The sequence below is a fragment of the Methylophilus sp. Leaf408 genome, assembly GCF_916856905.1.
Lineage (GTDB): Bacteria > Pseudomonadota > Gammaproteobacteria > Burkholderiales > Methylophilaceae > Methylophilus.
Window position 1 is genome coordinate 356,308 of record NZ_CAKASK010000001.1, and the last position, 17,658, is coordinate 373,965.

Here is a 17,658-nt window from a genome sequence, read left to right on the forward strand (position 1 = left end):
AGGATGAATATGAAATTCCACCAAACAATTAAAAAAGCATTGTTGATTGCCGCTCTTGCCTCGCCGTTCGCGGCCTGGGCAGCGGATCTTAACCTGCTGAATGTGTCATACGATCCGACTCGCGAGTTGTATCAGGACTATAACGTAGCGTTTGCCAATTACTGGAAAGCCAAAACCGGTGACAATGTGATCATCAAGCAGTCACATGGCGGTTCCGGCAAGCAGGCACGTTCTGTAATTGATGGCTTGCAGGCAGATGTGGTGACGTTGGCTTTGTCTTATGACATCGATGAAGTCGGAAGCAAAGGCAAGCTTTTTGGTCCAGACTGGCAAAAGCGTTTGCCGCACAACAGCTCGCCTTACACGTCTACGATTGTTTTCCTGGTGCGTAAAGGTAACCCGAAAAATATCAAGGATTGGGGTGATTTGGTCAAACCTGGCACTTCAGTGATTACGCCTAACCCTAAAACTTCAGGCGGCGCGCGCTGGAACTACCTGGCTGCTTATGCTTATGCACTCAAGCAAAATAACCAGGACGAAACCAAAGCTAAAGAGTACTTGAAAAAACTGTTTAAAAATGTGCCAGTGCTGGATAGTGGCGCACGTGGATCCACAACTACTTTTGTAGAGCGCGGTATTGGTGATGTGTTGCTGGCATGGGAAAACGAAGCATTCCTCGCTCAAAAAGAGCTTGGCCCGGACAAGTTTGATATCGTCGTGCCATCTTTATCTATCCTGGCCGAACCGCCAGTGACCGTGGTGGATAAGAATGTAAAGCGCCACAATACCCAGGCAGTTGCTGAGGCTTATCTACAGTATTTATACAGTGAAGAAGGTCAGGAAATTGCAGCGAAAAACTATTACCGTCCAACGCTGGAATCCGTTGCCAAGAAGTATGAAAAACAGTTTCCAAAGGTCAATTTGATCAAGATTGATGAAACGTTTGGCGGCTGGCAGAAAGCGCAAAAAACACATTTTGCCGATGGCGGTGTGTTTGATGAGATTTACCAAAAATAAGCAGTGATTTTAGAAAAAGGCATTTACCCAATGCCTTTTTCTTTTTCTCTTATAAGGAGAGTGTTATGTCAAAAGCATTAGTCATTGGTGGTGACCGTATTGAAGGTATTAAACAGGTATTGCACGCGCAAGGGATCGACAAAATTGATCACTGGACTGGGCGTAAACCAGGAGATGTAAAGCGTGAATTGCCTGCCAATGTAAACGTGATTGTACTGGTGACAGGTTGGTTAAATCACTCCATGATGTATCGCATCAAGCATGTTGCACACAAACGCGGATTGAAAGTTGTATACACGCGGAATAGTGCAGATGGCATGCAGCGAGTGCTTGAAGCGGCATAACTCCAAGTTGTTTGGTATCAAATATATATTGTTTACATTTTTATATTTAATTTAGTCTAAATTTATCCTCCTTATTAACCGATAAACACTTAGAGTTTTGAGGTTAAATGGCATAGCTCATCAGCATTCTGTGCAAAATGCACAGAATGGCGATAATGAGTTTATAAGGGTAAATAATGAGTCAAACCGGGATTGGCGGCAAAACAGCGCCACTCAACGAAAATGCTACGCAGCGCCAGTTTATGCGCCATCGTCTTGTACGCAAAGTACAGGACAATACGCATTTTTTGGCCATGACCAGCATGGTTTGTGGTTTATTAGGCTTTCCCCATTATTTGCTGGATGTCGACAACAATGTCTGGCTGGCACAGCTACTCACTTATCTCACTTTCATCCTAGTGAGCTACAACCTGCTACTGGAAAATGGCCGCACTAATTTGGCAATGCTGACCATGTCCTTAGTGACAATCAGTTTGTTCGTCGTCCAGCTTTCGCCGTATGCGGCAGATTTTAATGACACTGCACACGTACTAAGAATGACCAGTGATCTGCAGGTGCATCATTTCTCCCAAGTGCTTGAATATGCGGCCGGAGCTTTGCTGGCTTGCCTGATTGCCACTTCTTACTTATTCCAGCGTTCCGGCTGGTTAGCCACCAGCCAGGCGATTTTATACGTGGCAGTGATGATTCCATTGATTCCGCTGTTAGGTTTCTTCTGCGGCGTTGCGCAACCATACGGCATCATGTCGCCACTGACCACCTTGAGTGGCTTGTTGTGCGCGTTCAGTTTACTTGCCAAGCATGCCTCTCACCCACCCATGAGCTATTTGCTGTTAATGGACGATAACGGCAAACAGATACGCTTCAGCATTGTGTTTCTGAGTTTTTTTGCCATTTTGCTGGCCAGGGCAGGGGTGGAGTTTGGTGACAATATGCTACGCGCGCTTCCGGTTGTGGTGGTGGTGTCGATTCTGGCTATTATTTACACCATGACGGCTACCTACTACCGCAAAGGGCAAACCAGTGAACAGATTGTGTTACCCGCCGCAGATATGGACTTTGCCAGCCAAGTTGAGACCGCGCTGGATAACCAGCAGTTTTTTATGGTGTATCAACCGCAAATCGATTTCAATACCGGAAAACTGAAAGGCGTAGAAGCATTGATCCGCTGGCGGCATCCAGTGAAAGGGATTATCTCGCCAGAAAAATTCATACGCATGGCTGAACTGACTGGGCTCATTGTGCCATTAGGAAAATGGGTGATGCGTACCGCTTGCACAGATGCCGCTAAATGGAATGATGACCCGGTGCTCGGTAAAATTGAAGTGGCTGTGAATGTCTCAGCGCTACAACTGAAATCCGGCACGCTGGTTGAAGATATCTTGCAGATACTGGAAGAAACGGGCCTGGCACCTGAGCGTTTGGTCGTTGAGCTGACTGAAAGCGCATTCGTACAAGATGATGGCCAAAATGCAAGCACCATGCACCAGTTGAAAGAGGCGGGAATCAAGCTGGCCATTGATGATTTTGGTACTGGTTACTCTTGCCTGTCTTACCTGCGTGATATTCCTGGCGACTATCTAAAAGTAGACCGTTCATTTGTAATGGAGCTGCCTGGGAATGAAAAAGCAGAAGCGGTGATCAAGGCGATCGTCAGCCTGGGAAAAAGCCTGGGCTACCGGATTATTGCCGAAGGCGTTGAAACTGAAGCGCAAGCCAGGTTTCTTAAAGACATCGATAGTGATATTGCCCAAGGCTTTCTTTATTCAAGACCGTTGGAGGCAGAAGATTTGCAACATTGGGCGATAGAAAATCTACCGGCTCAAACCCATCAATAGTGATATCTCATAAACCCTTGATTTCTCAGTTTTTTATATGAACTGAGGTCTACAGGGGAACCATTTTATTGATAAAAATTAAATTTTATAGATATCAATCATATAAAAAGGAATATAAATCTAGTGTTACTCCGTCAGTAACTCTTTTTCCTGAGCGCCTATAGTGTAAAAAACCACCGTTCAAACGGGGATAATAACAGTCAGGGTTAAGGGGGCATCATATGTCAGTTTCCAGTGTCGACTGGTTAGCTGTGAATGTTCAAGAGTGCGCGACGCAACGCCAGTATATGCGGCATCGTTTTTTGCGCAGCGTACAAAAGCAGGCACCATGGCTGGCGATTGCCAGCATCATTGCAGTATTCCTGACATTCCCTTTTATTACCTTTCCTGATGAATATGGCTTATGTATCGCGTTAAGCCTTGGTTATATTATTTTTATCATAGTGAGTCTGCGTACCATGCTGGAAACATGGCGTGAAACCCGATTCAGCAAGATAGTCACCACTTCAGTAATACTTTTATTCCTTTCTGAAATATTCCTGGTCATCGGCGATCATCGTCATATCGATGTGGATATTGCCAATACTACTTTCGCCACTGTCTTGAATAATGACCAGTTGCTGACCGATTTATTAATGGCTTTTTTGGTCTTGCTCGCCTCTATTCTGTGCCATATACAATGGAGTAAATGCAGCCAGGCGCTGCTGTGTGTGGTCATCATGCTGCCGGTGAATGGCTGGCTGGCTTACTTGTATGGTATCCCGGATGCTTATGGTCAACTTTCAATGCTGGCCAGCCTGGGTGGCTTGCTGTGTGCAGCGGCAATGCTCGCCAAACAGATCTCGAATACTTCGATGAGCTATTTGTTACTGCTGGATGATTCAGGCAGGCATCTTCGCTGGATAGTATGCATTTTATTTCTATGTGCCATCACGATTGGTGGCATGGGCGTATTTTTCAAGCATGATCCGCGTGTCACGCCGATCCTTGTGACGTTGGCGCTGATTTCAATTGTCAGCATCATGACCATCACTTACTACCGCAAAGGTGTGGTCCATGAGCAGGTATTGCCGCCAGAAGACCTGGCTTTTGCCAGCGAGCTCGAGGCAGCGATTGCCCACGAGGAGTTTTATCTGGTTTATCAACCACAAATTGATTTCAACAGTGGCAAGCTGGTCGGCGTGGAAGCGTTGATCCGCTGGCAACATCCGCAACACGGGGTAGTCCCGCCTAATAAGTTTATTGGTGTGGCGGAGTTGACCGGTTTGATCGTCCCCATGGGCGCCTGGGTGCTCAAAGCCGCCTGCCAGCAGGTTGCCGGATGGAAAGACCAAGAACTAGCAAATGCCAAGGTTTCCGTAAATGTGTCGCCCATGCAGCTGAATGCAGAAGGCTTTACCGATTATGTGGTGCAGGTATTGCGTGAAACCGGGCTGGCAGCGGAACGCCTGGTGATCGAGCTCACCGAAAGTGCATTCGTACATTCAGAGTGCAAGAGCATGGAAAACCTGCAGGCACTCAAGCGTGTTGGCGTCAAACTGGCAATTGATGATTTCGGAACCGGATATTCCTGCCTGGCCTATCTGCGGGATATTCCGGGTGATTACCTGAAAGTAGATCGCTCCTTTGTCAACGATGTTCCCGGCAAAGAGCGCTCGGAGGCAGTCACTAGTGCCATCGTCGTGCTAGGAAAAAACCTGCATTACCAGATAGTAGCCGAAGGTGTGGAAACAGAAGCGCAGGCCGAATATCTAAAAGGCCTGGGCTGTGATTTCGTGCAGGGATTTTTATATGCCAAGCCGATGACAGCACGTGCGCTTCAAGAGTGGGTGCAAGTACGGGCTAGCGCAAAGTAGCTTTTAAGATTTGTACGATTTGGGATCAGCCGCTGTCACGGGATCAGGCGAGTCGTATTTGCGATGCTGCAGCTTTGACCTGACCAATTCAATATGGGCGCGTAACTCATACGCGTACTGAGAAAATGGCACAGGTAACTGAACATTTATTACCTTCAGCTCAATCTCGTTCAACTTCTCTAGAAATAATCGCTGGTCTTCAGCGGTTTTGATTTCCTTGAGTTGCGTATCCAAATAACGCAACTCGCCGTAATAGCGAAATAATTTCCGCTTCACCAGCCAGACATAAATCATCGGAATGATTTTAGTCAATGGGATTAATAGTGCCAGCAAGGGCAAAATTACGATCAAAGTACGATTCACAAATGTAGCAGCCCAGAATGGCAAATATTTATCGATGAATGGCAAGCCGGATTTATAGAAATTCAAGGCCTGGGTACTCAATGGGAAATCAGTATCCTTGGCCGATGGAAACTCATCCTTGGTATTAAACAAACCGGCGCCGCTATGCACTTGCCTGATAACCTTCATCATCAGATACACCAGCGCCGGATGCATGTTTTCCTTCACTACTAAAGTCGCTGTTGGCGCCACCATATGCACATCATGCGGTGGCGTATTGTTAACCAGGTCCATCGCACCTTCAGGTAGCACCAGGTGATGCAGGAACGAGAATTTTCGTGAAAACGCTTCCGCAGTGTCCATGCTAAGTAGACTCAGTCGTTTATCTTCGATCATGCTGCGGATCACATAGGAGGTTGGGACATCTACGAAGAATGCAGCTTCCAGTTTGCCATTGCGCAAGGCTTCTGCGGCTTCTTCGCCACCTGTTTCGATCAACTGGCTGTTTTCTGCGTTGACGCCGCTTTCAGCTAACAGAGTGCTTACCAAAGTATTGGTGCCATTGCCGGTGTAACCAATGGCAATTTTTTTACCTTTGAGTGCGGAGAGATGCGTGGTTTCCAATTTGCAACGACAGAAAATCCACACCGGTTGGTAATACAAACTACCCAGTGAGAGCAAAGTACCAGCACCCTCGGCATGTGCTTCCCCATCCTGGATAAATGCGATGTCCACATCAGATTCCGGGTCTTTCAGCAGACGCAGATTTTCTTTATCACCAGACGTTGATTTGGTTTCTAAGGTAATGCCTTCCTGTTTCAGGAATACGCCATAAATGGCCGCAAAAGCATTGTAATTGAGGTCGTTATTACCGGTGGCAATCACGATTTTGCGCGGTGGGGCAGGATCTATAAATTTGTAGGCAACAAACAGGGCCAGGCAGATCAGTATGATCGAGGGCAGCATGGCTCCAAGTATTTCACCGGTGAAGATAGCCGTAAATTTGTTATTACGTGGGTCAAATTTCATCTGGAATGGCAGTTCATCTTAAAAACGGATGAATTATTTTGTTGTCAGGATGAACTTGATTTTACAGAGGCTGCCACAGAATGTCACAACAGAAGAGGGAAGTGACATGAAAGAAAAAAATGCAACCAGGAAACCTGGCTGCATTCTTATCAGGGCTGACGCGCTGAAAGGCGTTGTAATACGATAATCATGCGATCAATTTCTTCATAGGTGTTGTAAAACGCCACTGAAGGACGCACGGTCGTTTCCACACCAAAGCGACGCAGAATCGGTTGCGCGCAATGATGACCGGAACGCACGGCAATGCCTTCCTCGTTCAGTGCTGCACCTACTTCTTCGCTCTGGTAGCCTTTGAGTGCAAAAGACAATACGCTGGCTTTGTTTTTAGCCGTACCAATCAAACGCAAATGCCGGATATCGCGCATGGCCCCCGTCGCATACTCCAGTAAAGCATGCTCATAATTGGCAATATTTTCAATGCCAATCCGCTCCACATATTTCAGCGCTGCGCCCAGTCCAACAGCATCTGCAATATTGCCTGTACCTGCTTCAAACTTGGCTGGCGCCGCATGATAGACGGTTTTTTCAAACGTCACGTCTTGAATCATGTTGCCACCGCCTTGCCAGGCTGGCATGTCTTGTAGTGCATCGGCTTTGCCATAAACCACACCGATACCGGTAGGCCCAAATATCTTGTGACCGGAGAACACGAAAAAATCTGCATCCAGGGCTTGTATATCGATTCGCATATGCGAGATCGACTGCGCGCCATCCAGCAAAACCTTGGCACCAGCACGATGCGCCATCGCAATCATTTCCTGTGCTGGCGTCACAGTGCCCAGCGCATTAGATACTTGCGTAAACGATACCAGTTTGGTCTTTGGTGTCAGTAGTCTCTGGTACTCTTCAAGCAGAATCTGACCGCTGTCGTCAACGGGAATCACTTTTAAAACCGCACCAGTTTCCTGACACAACTGCTGCCAGGGCACGATATTGGCGTGGTGCTCAAGGTTGGAAACGACGATTTCATCGCCTGCGGCTATGTGTTTCTTGCCCCAGGTTTTGGCGACCAGGTTAATACCTTCAGTCGTGCCACGCACAAAAATCACCTGATTGACCGATGGTGCATTGATAAAGCGACGCACGGTTTCGCGGGCATCTTCATATGCATCGGTCGCACGTGCGGCCAATTCATGTGCAGCACGGTGAATGTTGGAGTTTTCATGCTGATAGAAGTAGCTGACTCTATCAATGACTACCTGTGGTTTTTGCGTAGTTGCCGCATTATCAAACCAGACTAGCGGCCTGCCATTGACTTTCTCATTCAGGATGGGAAAGTCACGACGAACGCTCAGCACATCAAATGCCGGATGCGCAGGAGCAGGTAAACTTCCATTAATCGAGGGCTGCTCAGCTTGCAGGAAGTAGAATGACTGGCTATTGGATGATGCTTTGGCGGGTGGTACATTGCCAGGCGTTCCGTGACCTTGGGTTCCTTGAGTGTGAGTGCCAGGATTACGACTTCCATGACTCGGAGCTCCGTGGTTTGGATTTCCGAACCCTGAATGTCCAAAACCTGGCACCTTGGTTTGTGGTGTCGGATTCGATGGGTTTGACTGCCCCAGCCAACGATTCAATTCCTGTTGATAAGGAATTTCAATGCCCAAGCTCGCAAACTGTCCTGGTACGAGATAGTCCGGATCAGTATGAAGTACGTCGACATGGTTAGGGTCACTAGCCAATGTTTCAACACCCGGCGCATGCGTTAACTGCTGTGCTTGTGCTTCCATAATGGCAGGTTGAAAAGTGGATTGCACATAGCTAGGTGAAGAAACACCGCCGGTGGCATGCCCTAAGTGAGTGGTCAATGAGTCAGTCGCCGGTATGGCTGCCTGTGGCGGCTTGGGTGTGCTCAGCGATTGGGCAAAGTCTGCCGCATGAAAAGGCGCTGTCGCCGGAAAACCTTCAGCATATAACTCATTGGCCAGGCGGTTGAGTGTGTCTACATCCAATCCGCCAGTTTGCTCAAGTTGTCTGCCCACACCTAGCGCAGCTGCCATTTTTGGATGTTCGCCCGGAAGTGAACCCAAAATGGCTTCCGGCTCGAAGCTAGCCAAATCCAGACCCTGATGAGTGTTTGGATTACTTGTAGTCATAATAGTGGTCAACTCCGACATCTTCCAGCACGGCAATGGCATCTTCAGTTAACACTGCCAGTGAGCAGTAGAGTGAAACCAGATAAGAGGCAATCGCTTTGTGGTTAATGCCCATGAAGCGCACAGACAAGCCCATGTTTTGTTGACCAGGTAAATTCGGTTGATACAAGCCAATCACACCTTGTTTGCTTTCGCCTACGCGTAACAACAGGATTTTTGATTTGCCATTCGCGATAGGCAATTTGTCACTAGGGATCAGTGGAATACCGCGCCAAGTGATGAATTGTGAACCGAACAGGGATACTGTTGGTGGAGGCACACCACGGCGGGTACATTCACGGCCAAATGCGGCAATCGCTTTCGGGTGAGCCAGGAAGAATGCTGGTTCTTTCCAGACTTTGCTCAGCAACTCGTCCAGGTCGTCAGGTGTAGGGTAGCCATTACGTGTTTTCACGATTTGTGATTTGGCTACGTTATTCAGTAAACCGTATTCTTTGTTATTGATCAGTTCGCTTTCCTGGCGCTCTTTCACAACTTCAATCGTCAGGCGCAACTGCTCTTTAATCTGATTGTGAGGGCTGCTGTACAGGTCAGAAACGCGTGTATGTACATCCACCACGGTGTTCACCGCATTCAGCACATATTCACGACCCCACTCTTCGTAATCAACGAAGGTAGCAGGCAGCTCTTTTTCGTCCTTATTAGAGCAATCAACGGTAATTGCCGCTGGATCTTTCGCCTTGTTAACGCGGTAAATACCTGCTTCTACCGGTACCCAGTTCAGTAAATGCACCAGCCAGCGTGGGCTGATAGTACTGAGCATAGGTACCGATTTGGTTGCATTGGCAAGCGTCCGTGCGGCGACATCGCCTAATGCGGTCTGAGATGGCTGTTGTGACATATGTTCTCCTTATTCGTATGACTTCAAATGGCTATAAAACAAAAAATCAAGCAGCGGCCGAAATGGGCTTAGCATCCGAATGTGCTTGTGTAACATGGCTGTTGGCTGGCACGTTGCGGGTCACCCACACGTTACCGCCAATGACTGAATGTTTGCCAATGGTAATGCGGCCTAAAATCGTGGCACCTGCGTATACCACAACGTAATCCTCTAAAATCGGGTGGCGTTCGAATTTCTTTACAAGGTGGCCATTGGCATCTTTAGGGAAGTTTTTGGCTCCCAATGTAACGGCCTGGTACAAGCGCACATGATTACCAATGATGGCAGTCTCTCCGATCACAACACCTGTGCCATGATCTATGAAGAAGTGATCGCCGATATGCGCACCGGGGTGTATATCTATCCCGGTCTGTGAATGCGCAATTTCGGTCATCAAGCGCGCAATGATGGTTAACCCCAAGCCATGCAGTACATGGGCAATGCGATAGTGAATCAGCGCCAGAATGCCAGGGTAGCTGACAAGGATTTCATCCACACTATCTGCGGCGGGATCCCCTTGATAAGCGGCCTCGAGGTCTGTATCAAGTTGTATGCGGATACGCGGCAGATGCTCGGAAAACTGCCCGGTCAGGGTATGCGCTTGTGAATGGAACTGATTGGCCACTTCACTGGGCGCTTTAAATGCCAGTTCAAGGCGGATCTGATGCTGTAATTCGCGCAGGGCTTTATCCAGTGTGGTGCCAACGTAAAAGTTAATCGCATTCGCCTGGATATCAGGTTCACCAAGACGGTTGGGGAATAAAGCCGCTGCCAGCCATTCCACGCATTGCCCCAACGCTTTACGCGAGGGTAACTTGGGCGGTTGCGATAAGCGCTGCCGCTGTTGCAAAGCACTTTCCCTTATGTTGGCCAGTTCTTGCACGATATGCTCAATCGCAATCTCTTGCATGGTAAATTGTCCTGTCAGTATTGCATTCGCTGATTAAAAAAAGAAAAGCCAGATGCACTTTGTGTGTGCATCTGGCCTCTAGTCATCTAGTCAGCTTTTTGTATGCGCACACTATAAAATAAAGTTTTGTAATTGACCAGAGTTAAAGTCAAATAATTTTTAATTATTTACTTATTCTATTTGGTTATTAGTTAAGAAGTTTTAAAAAATCAGTCTTCGCCTATTGGAGTAAATCTATTCAAGCTATTAAACTACTCCTTCAAATGAAGGTTTGCAATGAAATCTATATGAAATAATTAAGGCAATTTAATATACTTAATAAGTATAAACATATTATTTTTTATTCTTTTTAAAAATATGTATACCTCTGTATAGTGCAGCCCATTCATCTTAAGGAGTTATGTATGTCGTCTATTTTGCGCAGTGTCTTGCTGGTTGCATTATTCAGCAGTGTGTCATTGCAAGCCGCCGAATTGTTAAACGCTTCTTATGATGTGACCAGGGAGTTTTATAAAGACTTTAACCCGGCGTTTATTCAATACTGGAAAGAAAAAACAGGCGAGACTATCACCATCAACCAGTCACATGGTGGCTCAACAAAACAGGCGCGCTCGGTAGTGGATGGTTTGCCGGCCGATGTGATTACGATGAACCGTAGCGCGGATATTGATATCCTTGCGCAAAAAGGCAAATTGATTCCTGCCAACTGGCAGGCACGTTTACCAAACAACAGCGTGCCTAGCGCTTCGCCAACGGTGTTTCTGGTACGCAAGGGCAACCCTAAACGTATTAAAGACTGGGATGATTTGATTCGTCCGGGTGTGGCATCTGTAATTCCCAACCCGAAAACTTCAGGTAACGGTAAATATAGTTACCTGGCTGCCTGGGGATATATCACGCAAAAAGGCGGTGATGCGGCCAAAGCCCGACAGTTCGTCACCGAATTGTTCAAACACGTGCCGGTGCTGGATACCGGTGGTCGTGGCGCCACCACTACCTTCGCACAACGCGAAATCGGTGATGTACTGGTGACATTTGAGAATGAAGTGTATCTGCTGCAAAAAGAACTTGGCGAAGACAAATATGAAGTTGTTTATCCTTCAGTCACCGTGCTGGCGGAAAACCCGGTAGCCGTGGTAGACAAAGTGGTCGATAAAAAAGGCACACGCAAGCAGGCACAAGCCTATCTTGAATTCCATTTCTCGCCGCAAGGCCAGGCCATCGCCGCGAAACATTATTTGCGTCCGCAAATCAGTGAAGTATCCCAGCCAGCGTTTAAAAAGATTCATACCTTTACTGTGAAAGAGATATTTGGTAGTTGGACTGATGCCGAAAATACACACTTCAGTGATGGTGGCATCTTTGACCAGATTTACCAGAAATAAACGTTTCAGCGTTTAACGTAGCAACGAACAGAGGAGGGGATGATGACCCAGCGACAACCACATCAGGAACCAGAACATGTAGTGCAATTACGCGCCGAATTAAAACAGGTGCTATCGCTAGATCTGGAAGAGTTAGGACTGATTGAAGCCAACACCGGCGAGTATGAAAGTACTTTTATCGGCGTACATTTGAAAACGGCTTTCCAGCCTATTTATGATGCCAAACAAGGCGATATCTACGGCTATGAAGCTTTGATTCGTCCTTCGCTATTTGGCACGCTGGGCAGTACACCGGAATTTGCATTCACCTATGCAGAGCAATCCGGAAAACTGGTGCAATTCGACCGCGTATGCCGCTCACAGCATGTGCTTAACTTCCGTGCGATTCACCAGGAAAACGGTCTGCTGTTTTTGAATGTCCATCCCAAACTGTTACTGGAAGTCAGCGCACACGGTAAAGTATTCGAGCAAATACTTCACCAGTACTCGGTGCCAACCGATCGCGTGGTACTTGAAATTAATGAGTCGTTGATAGACCAGGACAAACACCTGATTGCGGCGATTGAGAACTACCGTTCACTGGGCTACAGAATCGCGTTTGACCATGTGGGCAATCACCATAGCAAGTTATACCGCTTGTGGGGTGTGCAGCATGACTTTATCAAGTTTGATATTTCTGTAATCCACCAGGCAGCAAAACAGCCTTCACTGGCCAGAGCCTTGAGTGGATTGGTGCATGCAGTACAGGATCTGGGCAGTACGCCGGTGATTGTTGGTGTTGAAACCCAGCAGCAGTTGGATATCGCAATTGCTTCAGGTGCGACTATACTGCAAGGCAATTTCCTGGCTGAACCTGTCGTCGCCAAGGTGTTGAATGACCAGTTGCATCATCGGTCCCCGAAAGTGGCCTGATCTTTTTTTCAGTAAATTAAAACGCATGGTATTGGCAGCTTAAGTGCCTAAGGGTCAAGAAATCCTTATCACTTAAGCAGCCTTATTCATTAAAATAAAAACTCCAACAAAAGAATTTAATCATCAAATGTACTGATATAACAGTCAGTTATAAATTAATGATTAATCATTCTTTTGTGAATAATAAGAATCCGGCTACATTAGCCCCTGTTTAAAACGGCACGAGCCATATGACAACTAGAAAAAAACATTTATTGCCCGGCTTTGGTCTGTCGCTTGGCTATACATTGGTGTATTTAAGCCTGATCGTATTAATTCCCCTGGCAGCTGTTTTTCTTCGCACTACCGAATTAAGTTTTAGCGAATTCTGGGCCATTGTGACCACGCCGCGGGTATTGGCCACTTACCGCTTAACATTTGGCGCTTCATTACTTGCTGCAGTGATCAATCTGGTATTTGGCTTGCTGACCGCCTGGGTGTTGGTGCGCTACCAGTTTTTTGGCAAAAAAATCCTGGATGCACTGGTTGATTTGCCATTTGCCTTACCTACCGCAGTAGCCGGTATTTCCCTGACCGCCATTTATGCCCCCAATGGATGGCTTGGTCAATGGCTGGAGCCTCATGGTATTAAAGTCGCCTTTACGCCACTGGGTGTGGTTGTCGCCCTCACCTTTATCGGTTTGCCTTTTGTGGTGCGTACGGTGCAACCTGTGCTGGAGGATTTCAGTACTGAGTTGGAAGAAGCCGCTGCCAGCCTGGGCGCCAACCGCTGGCAGACATTTTTCAAGGTTATTCTCCCGGCTATCTGGCCGGCGTTACTGACCGGTTTCTCGTTATCTTTTGCCCGCGCAGTCGGCGAGTATGGCTCGGTGATTTTTATCGCCGGTAACATGCCCATGATTTCAGAAATTACGCCATTGATGATTATCACCAAGCTTGAGCAATATGATTACGCCGGCGCCACAGCGATTGCAGTAGTGATGCTGGTCATTTCCTTTGCCTTGCTACTGTTGATTAACCTGTTGCAGTGGTGGAGCAGCCACCGTCATGGCGGCAAGTAGAGGTTTTACATTACTCGCTCACTGAATCTAACTAAACGAAAAATATGCATACAACACAACTAGAACAATACCAGGGCAAAGTGGCTTATAAACGTGCCACTTCCGAACCTCCATGGGTGCGCTGGACACTGATAGGCATTGCATTAGTATTCCTCGCTCTGTTCCTGCTGATTCCGCTGGCGGCGGTGTTCGCAGAAGCACTGCGCAAAGGCTGGGGAGTTTACCTGGCGGCGATTACTGAGGCTGATGCTTTGTCTGCAATGAAGCTGACGTTGATTGCCTCATTGGTATCCGTACCTCTCAACCTGGTGTTTGGCGTGGCTGCTGCCTGGGCGATTACCAAGTTTGATTTCCGCGGCAAAAGTTTCCTGATTACCTTGATCGATTTGCCATTTGCGGTTTCGCCCGTGATCGCCGGTTTGATTTTTGTGCTGATATTTGGTCTGCAAGGCTGGTTTGGCGAGTGGCTGATTGATCATGATTACAAAGTGGTATTTGCGGTTCCCGGCATTATCCTGGCGACCATTTTTATTACTTTCCCGTTTGTTGCCCGCGAGTTGATTCCGCTGATGCAAGCGCAAGGTAAGGAAGAGGAAGAAGCTGCATTAGTGCTCGGCGCTTCCGGTTGGAAAATGTTATGGCATGTGACCTTGCCAAATGTGAAGTGGGGTTTGATCTATGGCGTGATTCTTACCAATGCCAGGGCGATGGGTGAGTTTGGCGCGGTATCTGTGGTGTCGGGACATATCCGTGGCATGACCAATACCATGCCACTGCATGTGGAAATTTTATATAACGAATATAACTATGCAGCAGCGTTTGCAGTGGCCTCACTGCTGACTTTGCTGGCATTGGTAACCCTGGTTTTGAAAACCTATGTCGAATGGCGGGCATCACACGATGCAGCTATTCAGGAAAAGGAAGTGACGGTTTAATATGGGCATCACCATACAACAAATTAGCAAGGGTTTTGGTCAATTCAGCGCGCTGCGCGACATTGATCTGGAAGTGCCAAGTGGCGAGCTGGTTGCTTTGTTGGGACCATCCGGTTGCGGTAAAACCACATTGTTGCGCATTATTGCCGGACTGGAATCCCCTGATAAAGGGCAGGTATTGTTTGATGGCGTCGATACTACACATGCAGATGTGCGTGAGCGCCAGGTTGGCTTTGTATTCCAGCATTACGCGCTGTTCAGGCACATGACGGTGTTTGAAAATGTAGCGTTTGGTCTGCGTGTGCGTCCAAAAGAGACACGTCCTTCAAACGCCGAAATTAAAAAGCGTGTACACGACTTGCTGAAGCTGGTGCAACTGGACTGGCTGGCAGACCGTTACCCGCCACAGCTTTCCGGTGGGCAGCGCCAGCGTATTGCCCTGGCACGTGCACTGGCGGTTGAGCCAAAAGTATTATTACTGGATGAGCCATTTGGCGCACTGGATGCCAAGGTGCGTAAAGATCTGCGTCGCTGGTTGCGCCGCCTGCATGACGAATTGCATGTGACCAGCGTATTTGTGACCCACGACCAGGAAGAAGCCCTCGAAGTGGCTGACACCATTGTCGTGATGAACCATGGCCAGATCGAGCAGGTGGGTTCACCGCAAGCCGTGTATGACGATCCGGCCACGCCATTTGTGTATGAGTTCCTCGGCAATGTAAACGCGTTTGAAACCCCGCAAGGAAAAGGCTTTGTGCGCCCTTACGAGATTGCAGTCAGCCGCGAACCAGCATTGAATACAATTGCCGGCGCACTGACTTATGTGCACTCGGTCGGTTCATTGGTGCGCCTGGAAATCAAACGTACAGACAATGAGCAATATGTCGATGTGGAATTGGGCCGCGATGTGTTTAATCAGCTAAATTTCAAGCAGGGCGAAACGGTATATATCAAACCTACGCAATTGCGCGTGTTTTAATCTGTCTAGCTTAGGCTGATAAAATTAAAGAGGCGTAACGGTGATCGTTACGCTTTTTTGTTTAAAGCAGCACAGTAAGGCATAGCTGTTCCTATGCCTTATTTTTTGCCAGGTGATGCGCGACCAGGGCATTGGCATGACCATGTCCCAAGTCATGTGCCGATTTGAGCAGGTTGACCAGCTCCATATGTTTAAGACCACCAGCCTGGCGCAAGATATCAAACCAGTGTTCAACCGGATGGCCGTACTTTGCTTCTATAGACGGGAAGTAAGAGGCCGGGCCTTTGATTTTCTCGGTGTCTGCCATCATGCTTCTGAAGTAATCGAATAAGTCACTCTATAAAAAAAAGGCCTTGCTGGTAAAACCAGTAAGGGAGTTATTGGGCACTGGCAATCTTGCTGAGCACCTGCATCAGCCTGTCAATGTTCTGTTCATTTGCTGACCCCACAATCTGTTTGACGGCTTGCGCAGTCTGCGCATCATCGAAAAACTGCTGCCAGCTTAAATGCGTGCCATCGCTGACAGGCGTAAGCTCTACCGTCAGCGTGAAAAACGGCTGGCAGGCATGATAGATGACGATTTTGGCATCCTTGACCAGCTCCTTGAAGGTGCTTTCGTTCGCATAATGCTTGCCGTCAGGGCCATGCATGACAAACTTCCAGCGTCCACCCGTCTTGAACTCAAAAATCTCGAAGGTATTGGTAAAACCATCCGGCCCCCACCATGCTGCCAGCAGCTCAGCGGATGCAAAGGCGTCATAGATTTCCCTTGGCGTGTAGGGCAGCGTTCGTGACGTGCTTAGTGTTCTTTCTTCGCTCATCAAGTGATTTCCTGGGTTATCAGTTGATTAGTATGAGGCAATAGTGACTATTTAATCACACCACAGGCAAACCGTGCACCACCACCGCCCAGCGCTGCAGGATGATCAGAATGATTGTCTCCCCCGACATGTACCATAAGGGCGCGGCCACTGATATCACTCAGCTTCAGTCTGGGAGCCAGTACCGGCTGGTTAGATGTGCCATTGGCATTCACATACAGGGCTGGCAAGTCACCCAGGTGGCCATCACCCCATGGCGCATCGTGCTTGTTGCTATTGTCAGGGTCATAATGACCACCCGCTGCACCAGCAGCCGTCATTTTTCCATCCTTCTCTTTTGGGTCACAGCTAGGGTTCTGGTGAATATGAAACCCATGTGTCCCTGCAGGCAGGCCTTGCAATTCCGGCGTAAACACCAAGCCATATTTGGTTTCAGAAATCGTGACTTTCCCGGCGTTTGCACCCGTGCCTTTTTCATCCACCACTTGTAGCGGTACGACAATATTTGCGAGGACGGCGTTTGAAACAAGTGCCAGAGTGAGCACAATCATGGTTTTCATGTTTTTTCTCCAAGGATGATGCATCGTAAGGGCGTGTTAGTAGACACGGCTTTTTAAAGTGCCTGAACAGTCAGCAATCAAAGCCTGTCATCAATCTGATGACAGCAAGACAATAAAAGTTCTAGGCCATCATCTGGCATGTGCAAGTTATTTCTCACGGACGATATTGCCAGTCACGACATAGCGCTTTTCGCCTTCAATAATGATTGAGTAAACTTTCAAGGTGTTCAGATTAATCACTTGCGATACCTGAGTTCCGGTTTTTTCTACCCAGCTGACAAAGTAACTTTTGTCTGCGACTTTAAAACGCTCAGGTTTTTCTATCCCTTACGCACTTTTTTCCGGGCCTTTGATCCATTCCCGTGACAGGGACTTGGCATTCTTCACAGTCACGCGATAGACGTTGCCGTCTTCGTAATTGAAAAGAAACTGGCCGATATATGACCCTGAAGCACAAGCGACCGTAGCAAAAGTCAGCAACAGTATGCTGGTGATAAACGAACGCACAGGCAGCAATTGTTTTCCCTCTATATTGTATTAGCAGAAACAGTATGCCGAAATCAGGTGTTCGTC

Annotated in this window: 17 protein-coding genes; 9 read left to right on the top strand and 8 right to left on the bottom strand. The window is 47.7% G+C overall.

The window, feature by feature from the left end:
* Window positions 1–9 precede the first annotated feature (9 nt).
* The 4 genes from LPA26_RS01520 (at window position 10) to LPA26_RS01535 (ending at window position 5,055) form a co-directional block, all read left to right on the top strand.
* Window positions 10–1,017 (top strand): sulfate ABC transporter substrate-binding protein, encoded by a 1,008-nt coding sequence (locus tag LPA26_RS01520; protein WP_229007071.1) that lies wholly within the window; start codon window positions 10–12, stop codon window positions 1,015–1,017.
* A 65-nt stretch (window positions 1,018–1,082) separates the two neighbouring features.
* Window positions 1,083–1,361, top strand: a complete 279-nt coding sequence (locus tag LPA26_RS01525) for a DUF2325 domain-containing protein (RefSeq protein WP_029146612.1) — start codon at window positions 1,083–1,085, stop codon at window positions 1,359–1,361.
* A gap of 176 nt (window positions 1,362–1,537) precedes the next feature.
* A complete protein-coding gene (locus tag LPA26_RS01530) occupies window positions 1,538–3,199 on the top strand; it encodes a bifunctional diguanylate cyclase/phosphodiesterase (protein ID WP_229007072.1) in 1,662 nt (553 codons plus the stop codon).
* 221 nt (window positions 3,200–3,420) lie between these two features.
* Window positions 3,421–5,055 (top strand): bifunctional diguanylate cyclase/phosphodiesterase, encoded by a 1,635-nt coding sequence (locus LPA26_RS01535; RefSeq protein WP_229007073.1) that lies wholly within the window; start codon window positions 3,421–3,423, stop codon window positions 5,053–5,055.
* 3 nt (window positions 5,056–5,058) lie between these two features.
* Here the strand turns inward: LPA26_RS01535 and LPA26_RS01540 are convergent, their stop codons facing one another.
* The 4 genes from LPA26_RS01540 to epsC form a co-directional block, all read right to left on the bottom strand.
* Window positions 5,059–6,426 carry a TAXI family TRAP transporter solute-binding subunit gene (locus tag LPA26_RS01540; RefSeq protein WP_229007074.1) on the bottom strand — a complete coding sequence of 456 codons (1,368 nt, stop codon included), beginning with the start codon at window positions 6,424–6,426 and terminating at the stop codon, window positions 5,059–5,061.
* A 149-nt stretch (window positions 6,427–6,575) separates the two neighbouring features.
* Window positions 6,576–8,582 carry a family 2A encapsulin nanocompartment cargo protein cysteine desulfurase gene (locus LPA26_RS01545; RefSeq protein WP_229007075.1) on the bottom strand — a complete coding sequence of 669 codons (2,007 nt, stop codon included), beginning with the start codon at window positions 8,580–8,582 and terminating at the stop codon, window positions 6,576–6,578.
* A complete protein-coding gene (locus LPA26_RS01550) occupies window positions 8,569–9,483 on the bottom strand; it encodes a family 2A encapsulin nanocompartment shell protein (protein ID WP_055829363.1) in 915 nt (304 codons plus the stop codon). The genes LPA26_RS01545 and LPA26_RS01550 overlap by 14 nt, the downstream gene beginning before the upstream one ends.
* A gap of 46 nt (window positions 9,484–9,529) precedes the next feature.
* Window positions 9,530–10,432 carry a serine O-acetyltransferase EpsC gene (gene epsC, locus LPA26_RS01555; RefSeq protein ID WP_055871247.1) on the bottom strand — a complete coding sequence of 301 codons (903 nt, stop codon included), beginning with the start codon at window positions 10,430–10,432 and terminating at the stop codon, window positions 9,530–9,532.
* A 404-nt stretch (window positions 10,433–10,836) separates the two neighbouring features.
* On the opposite strand from epsC, the gene LPA26_RS01560 reads away from it, so the two are divergent.
* The 5 genes from LPA26_RS01560 (at window position 10,837) to LPA26_RS01580 (ending at window position 15,704) form a co-directional block, all read left to right on the top strand.
* On the top strand, window positions 10,837–11,817 hold the full coding sequence (locus LPA26_RS01560) for a sulfate ABC transporter substrate-binding protein (RefSeq protein WP_229007076.1): 981 nt from the start codon (window positions 10,837–10,839) through the stop codon (window positions 11,815–11,817).
* A 42-nt stretch (window positions 11,818–11,859) separates the two neighbouring features.
* Window positions 11,860–12,729, top strand: a complete 870-nt coding sequence (locus LPA26_RS01565; RefSeq protein WP_055872033.1) for an EAL domain-containing protein — start codon at window positions 11,860–11,862, stop codon at window positions 12,727–12,729.
* Between the two features lie 230 nt (window positions 12,730–12,959).
* Complete coding sequence (gene cysT / locus LPA26_RS01570; protein ID WP_055829352.1) at window positions 12,960–13,790, top strand: sulfate ABC transporter permease subunit CysT; 831 nt, start codon at window positions 12,960–12,962, stop codon at window positions 13,788–13,790.
* A 44-nt stretch (window positions 13,791–13,834) separates the two neighbouring features.
* A complete protein-coding gene (cysW, locus tag LPA26_RS01575) occupies window positions 13,835–14,725 on the top strand; it encodes a sulfate ABC transporter permease subunit CysW (RefSeq protein ID WP_055829349.1) in 891 nt (296 codons plus the stop codon).
* 1 nt (window position 14,726) lies between these two features.
* Window positions 14,727–15,704, top strand: coding sequence for a sulfate/molybdate ABC transporter ATP-binding protein (locus LPA26_RS01580; protein WP_055829346.1), 978 nt, complete (start codon window positions 14,727–14,729; stop codon window positions 15,702–15,704).
* A gap of 91 nt (window positions 15,705–15,795) precedes the next feature.
* Here LPA26_RS01580 and LPA26_RS01585 read toward each other — a convergent pair whose 3' ends face one another.
* The 4 genes from LPA26_RS01585 to LPA26_RS01600 form a co-directional block, all read right to left on the bottom strand.
* Window positions 15,796–16,011, bottom strand: coding sequence for a DUF4287 domain-containing protein (locus LPA26_RS01585; RefSeq protein ID WP_370634365.1), 216 nt, complete (start codon window positions 16,009–16,011; stop codon window positions 15,796–15,798).
* Between the two features lie 70 nt (window positions 16,012–16,081).
* Window positions 16,082–16,525 carry an SRPBCC domain-containing protein gene (locus LPA26_RS01590; protein WP_229007078.1) on the bottom strand — a complete coding sequence of 148 codons (444 nt, stop codon included), beginning with the start codon at window positions 16,523–16,525 and terminating at the stop codon, window positions 16,082–16,084.
* A 47-nt stretch (window positions 16,526–16,572) separates the two neighbouring features.
* Window positions 16,573–17,085, bottom strand: coding sequence for a superoxide dismutase family protein (sodC, locus tag LPA26_RS01595; RefSeq protein ID WP_229007079.1), 513 nt, complete (start codon window positions 17,083–17,085; stop codon window positions 16,573–16,575).
* A 327-nt stretch (window positions 17,086–17,412) separates the two neighbouring features.
* Window positions 17,413–17,592 carry a hypothetical protein gene (locus tag LPA26_RS01600; RefSeq protein ID WP_229007080.1) on the bottom strand — a complete coding sequence of 60 codons (180 nt, stop codon included), beginning with the start codon at window positions 17,590–17,592 and terminating at the stop codon, window positions 17,413–17,415.
* Between the last annotated feature and the right edge of the window lie 66 nt (window positions 17,593–17,658).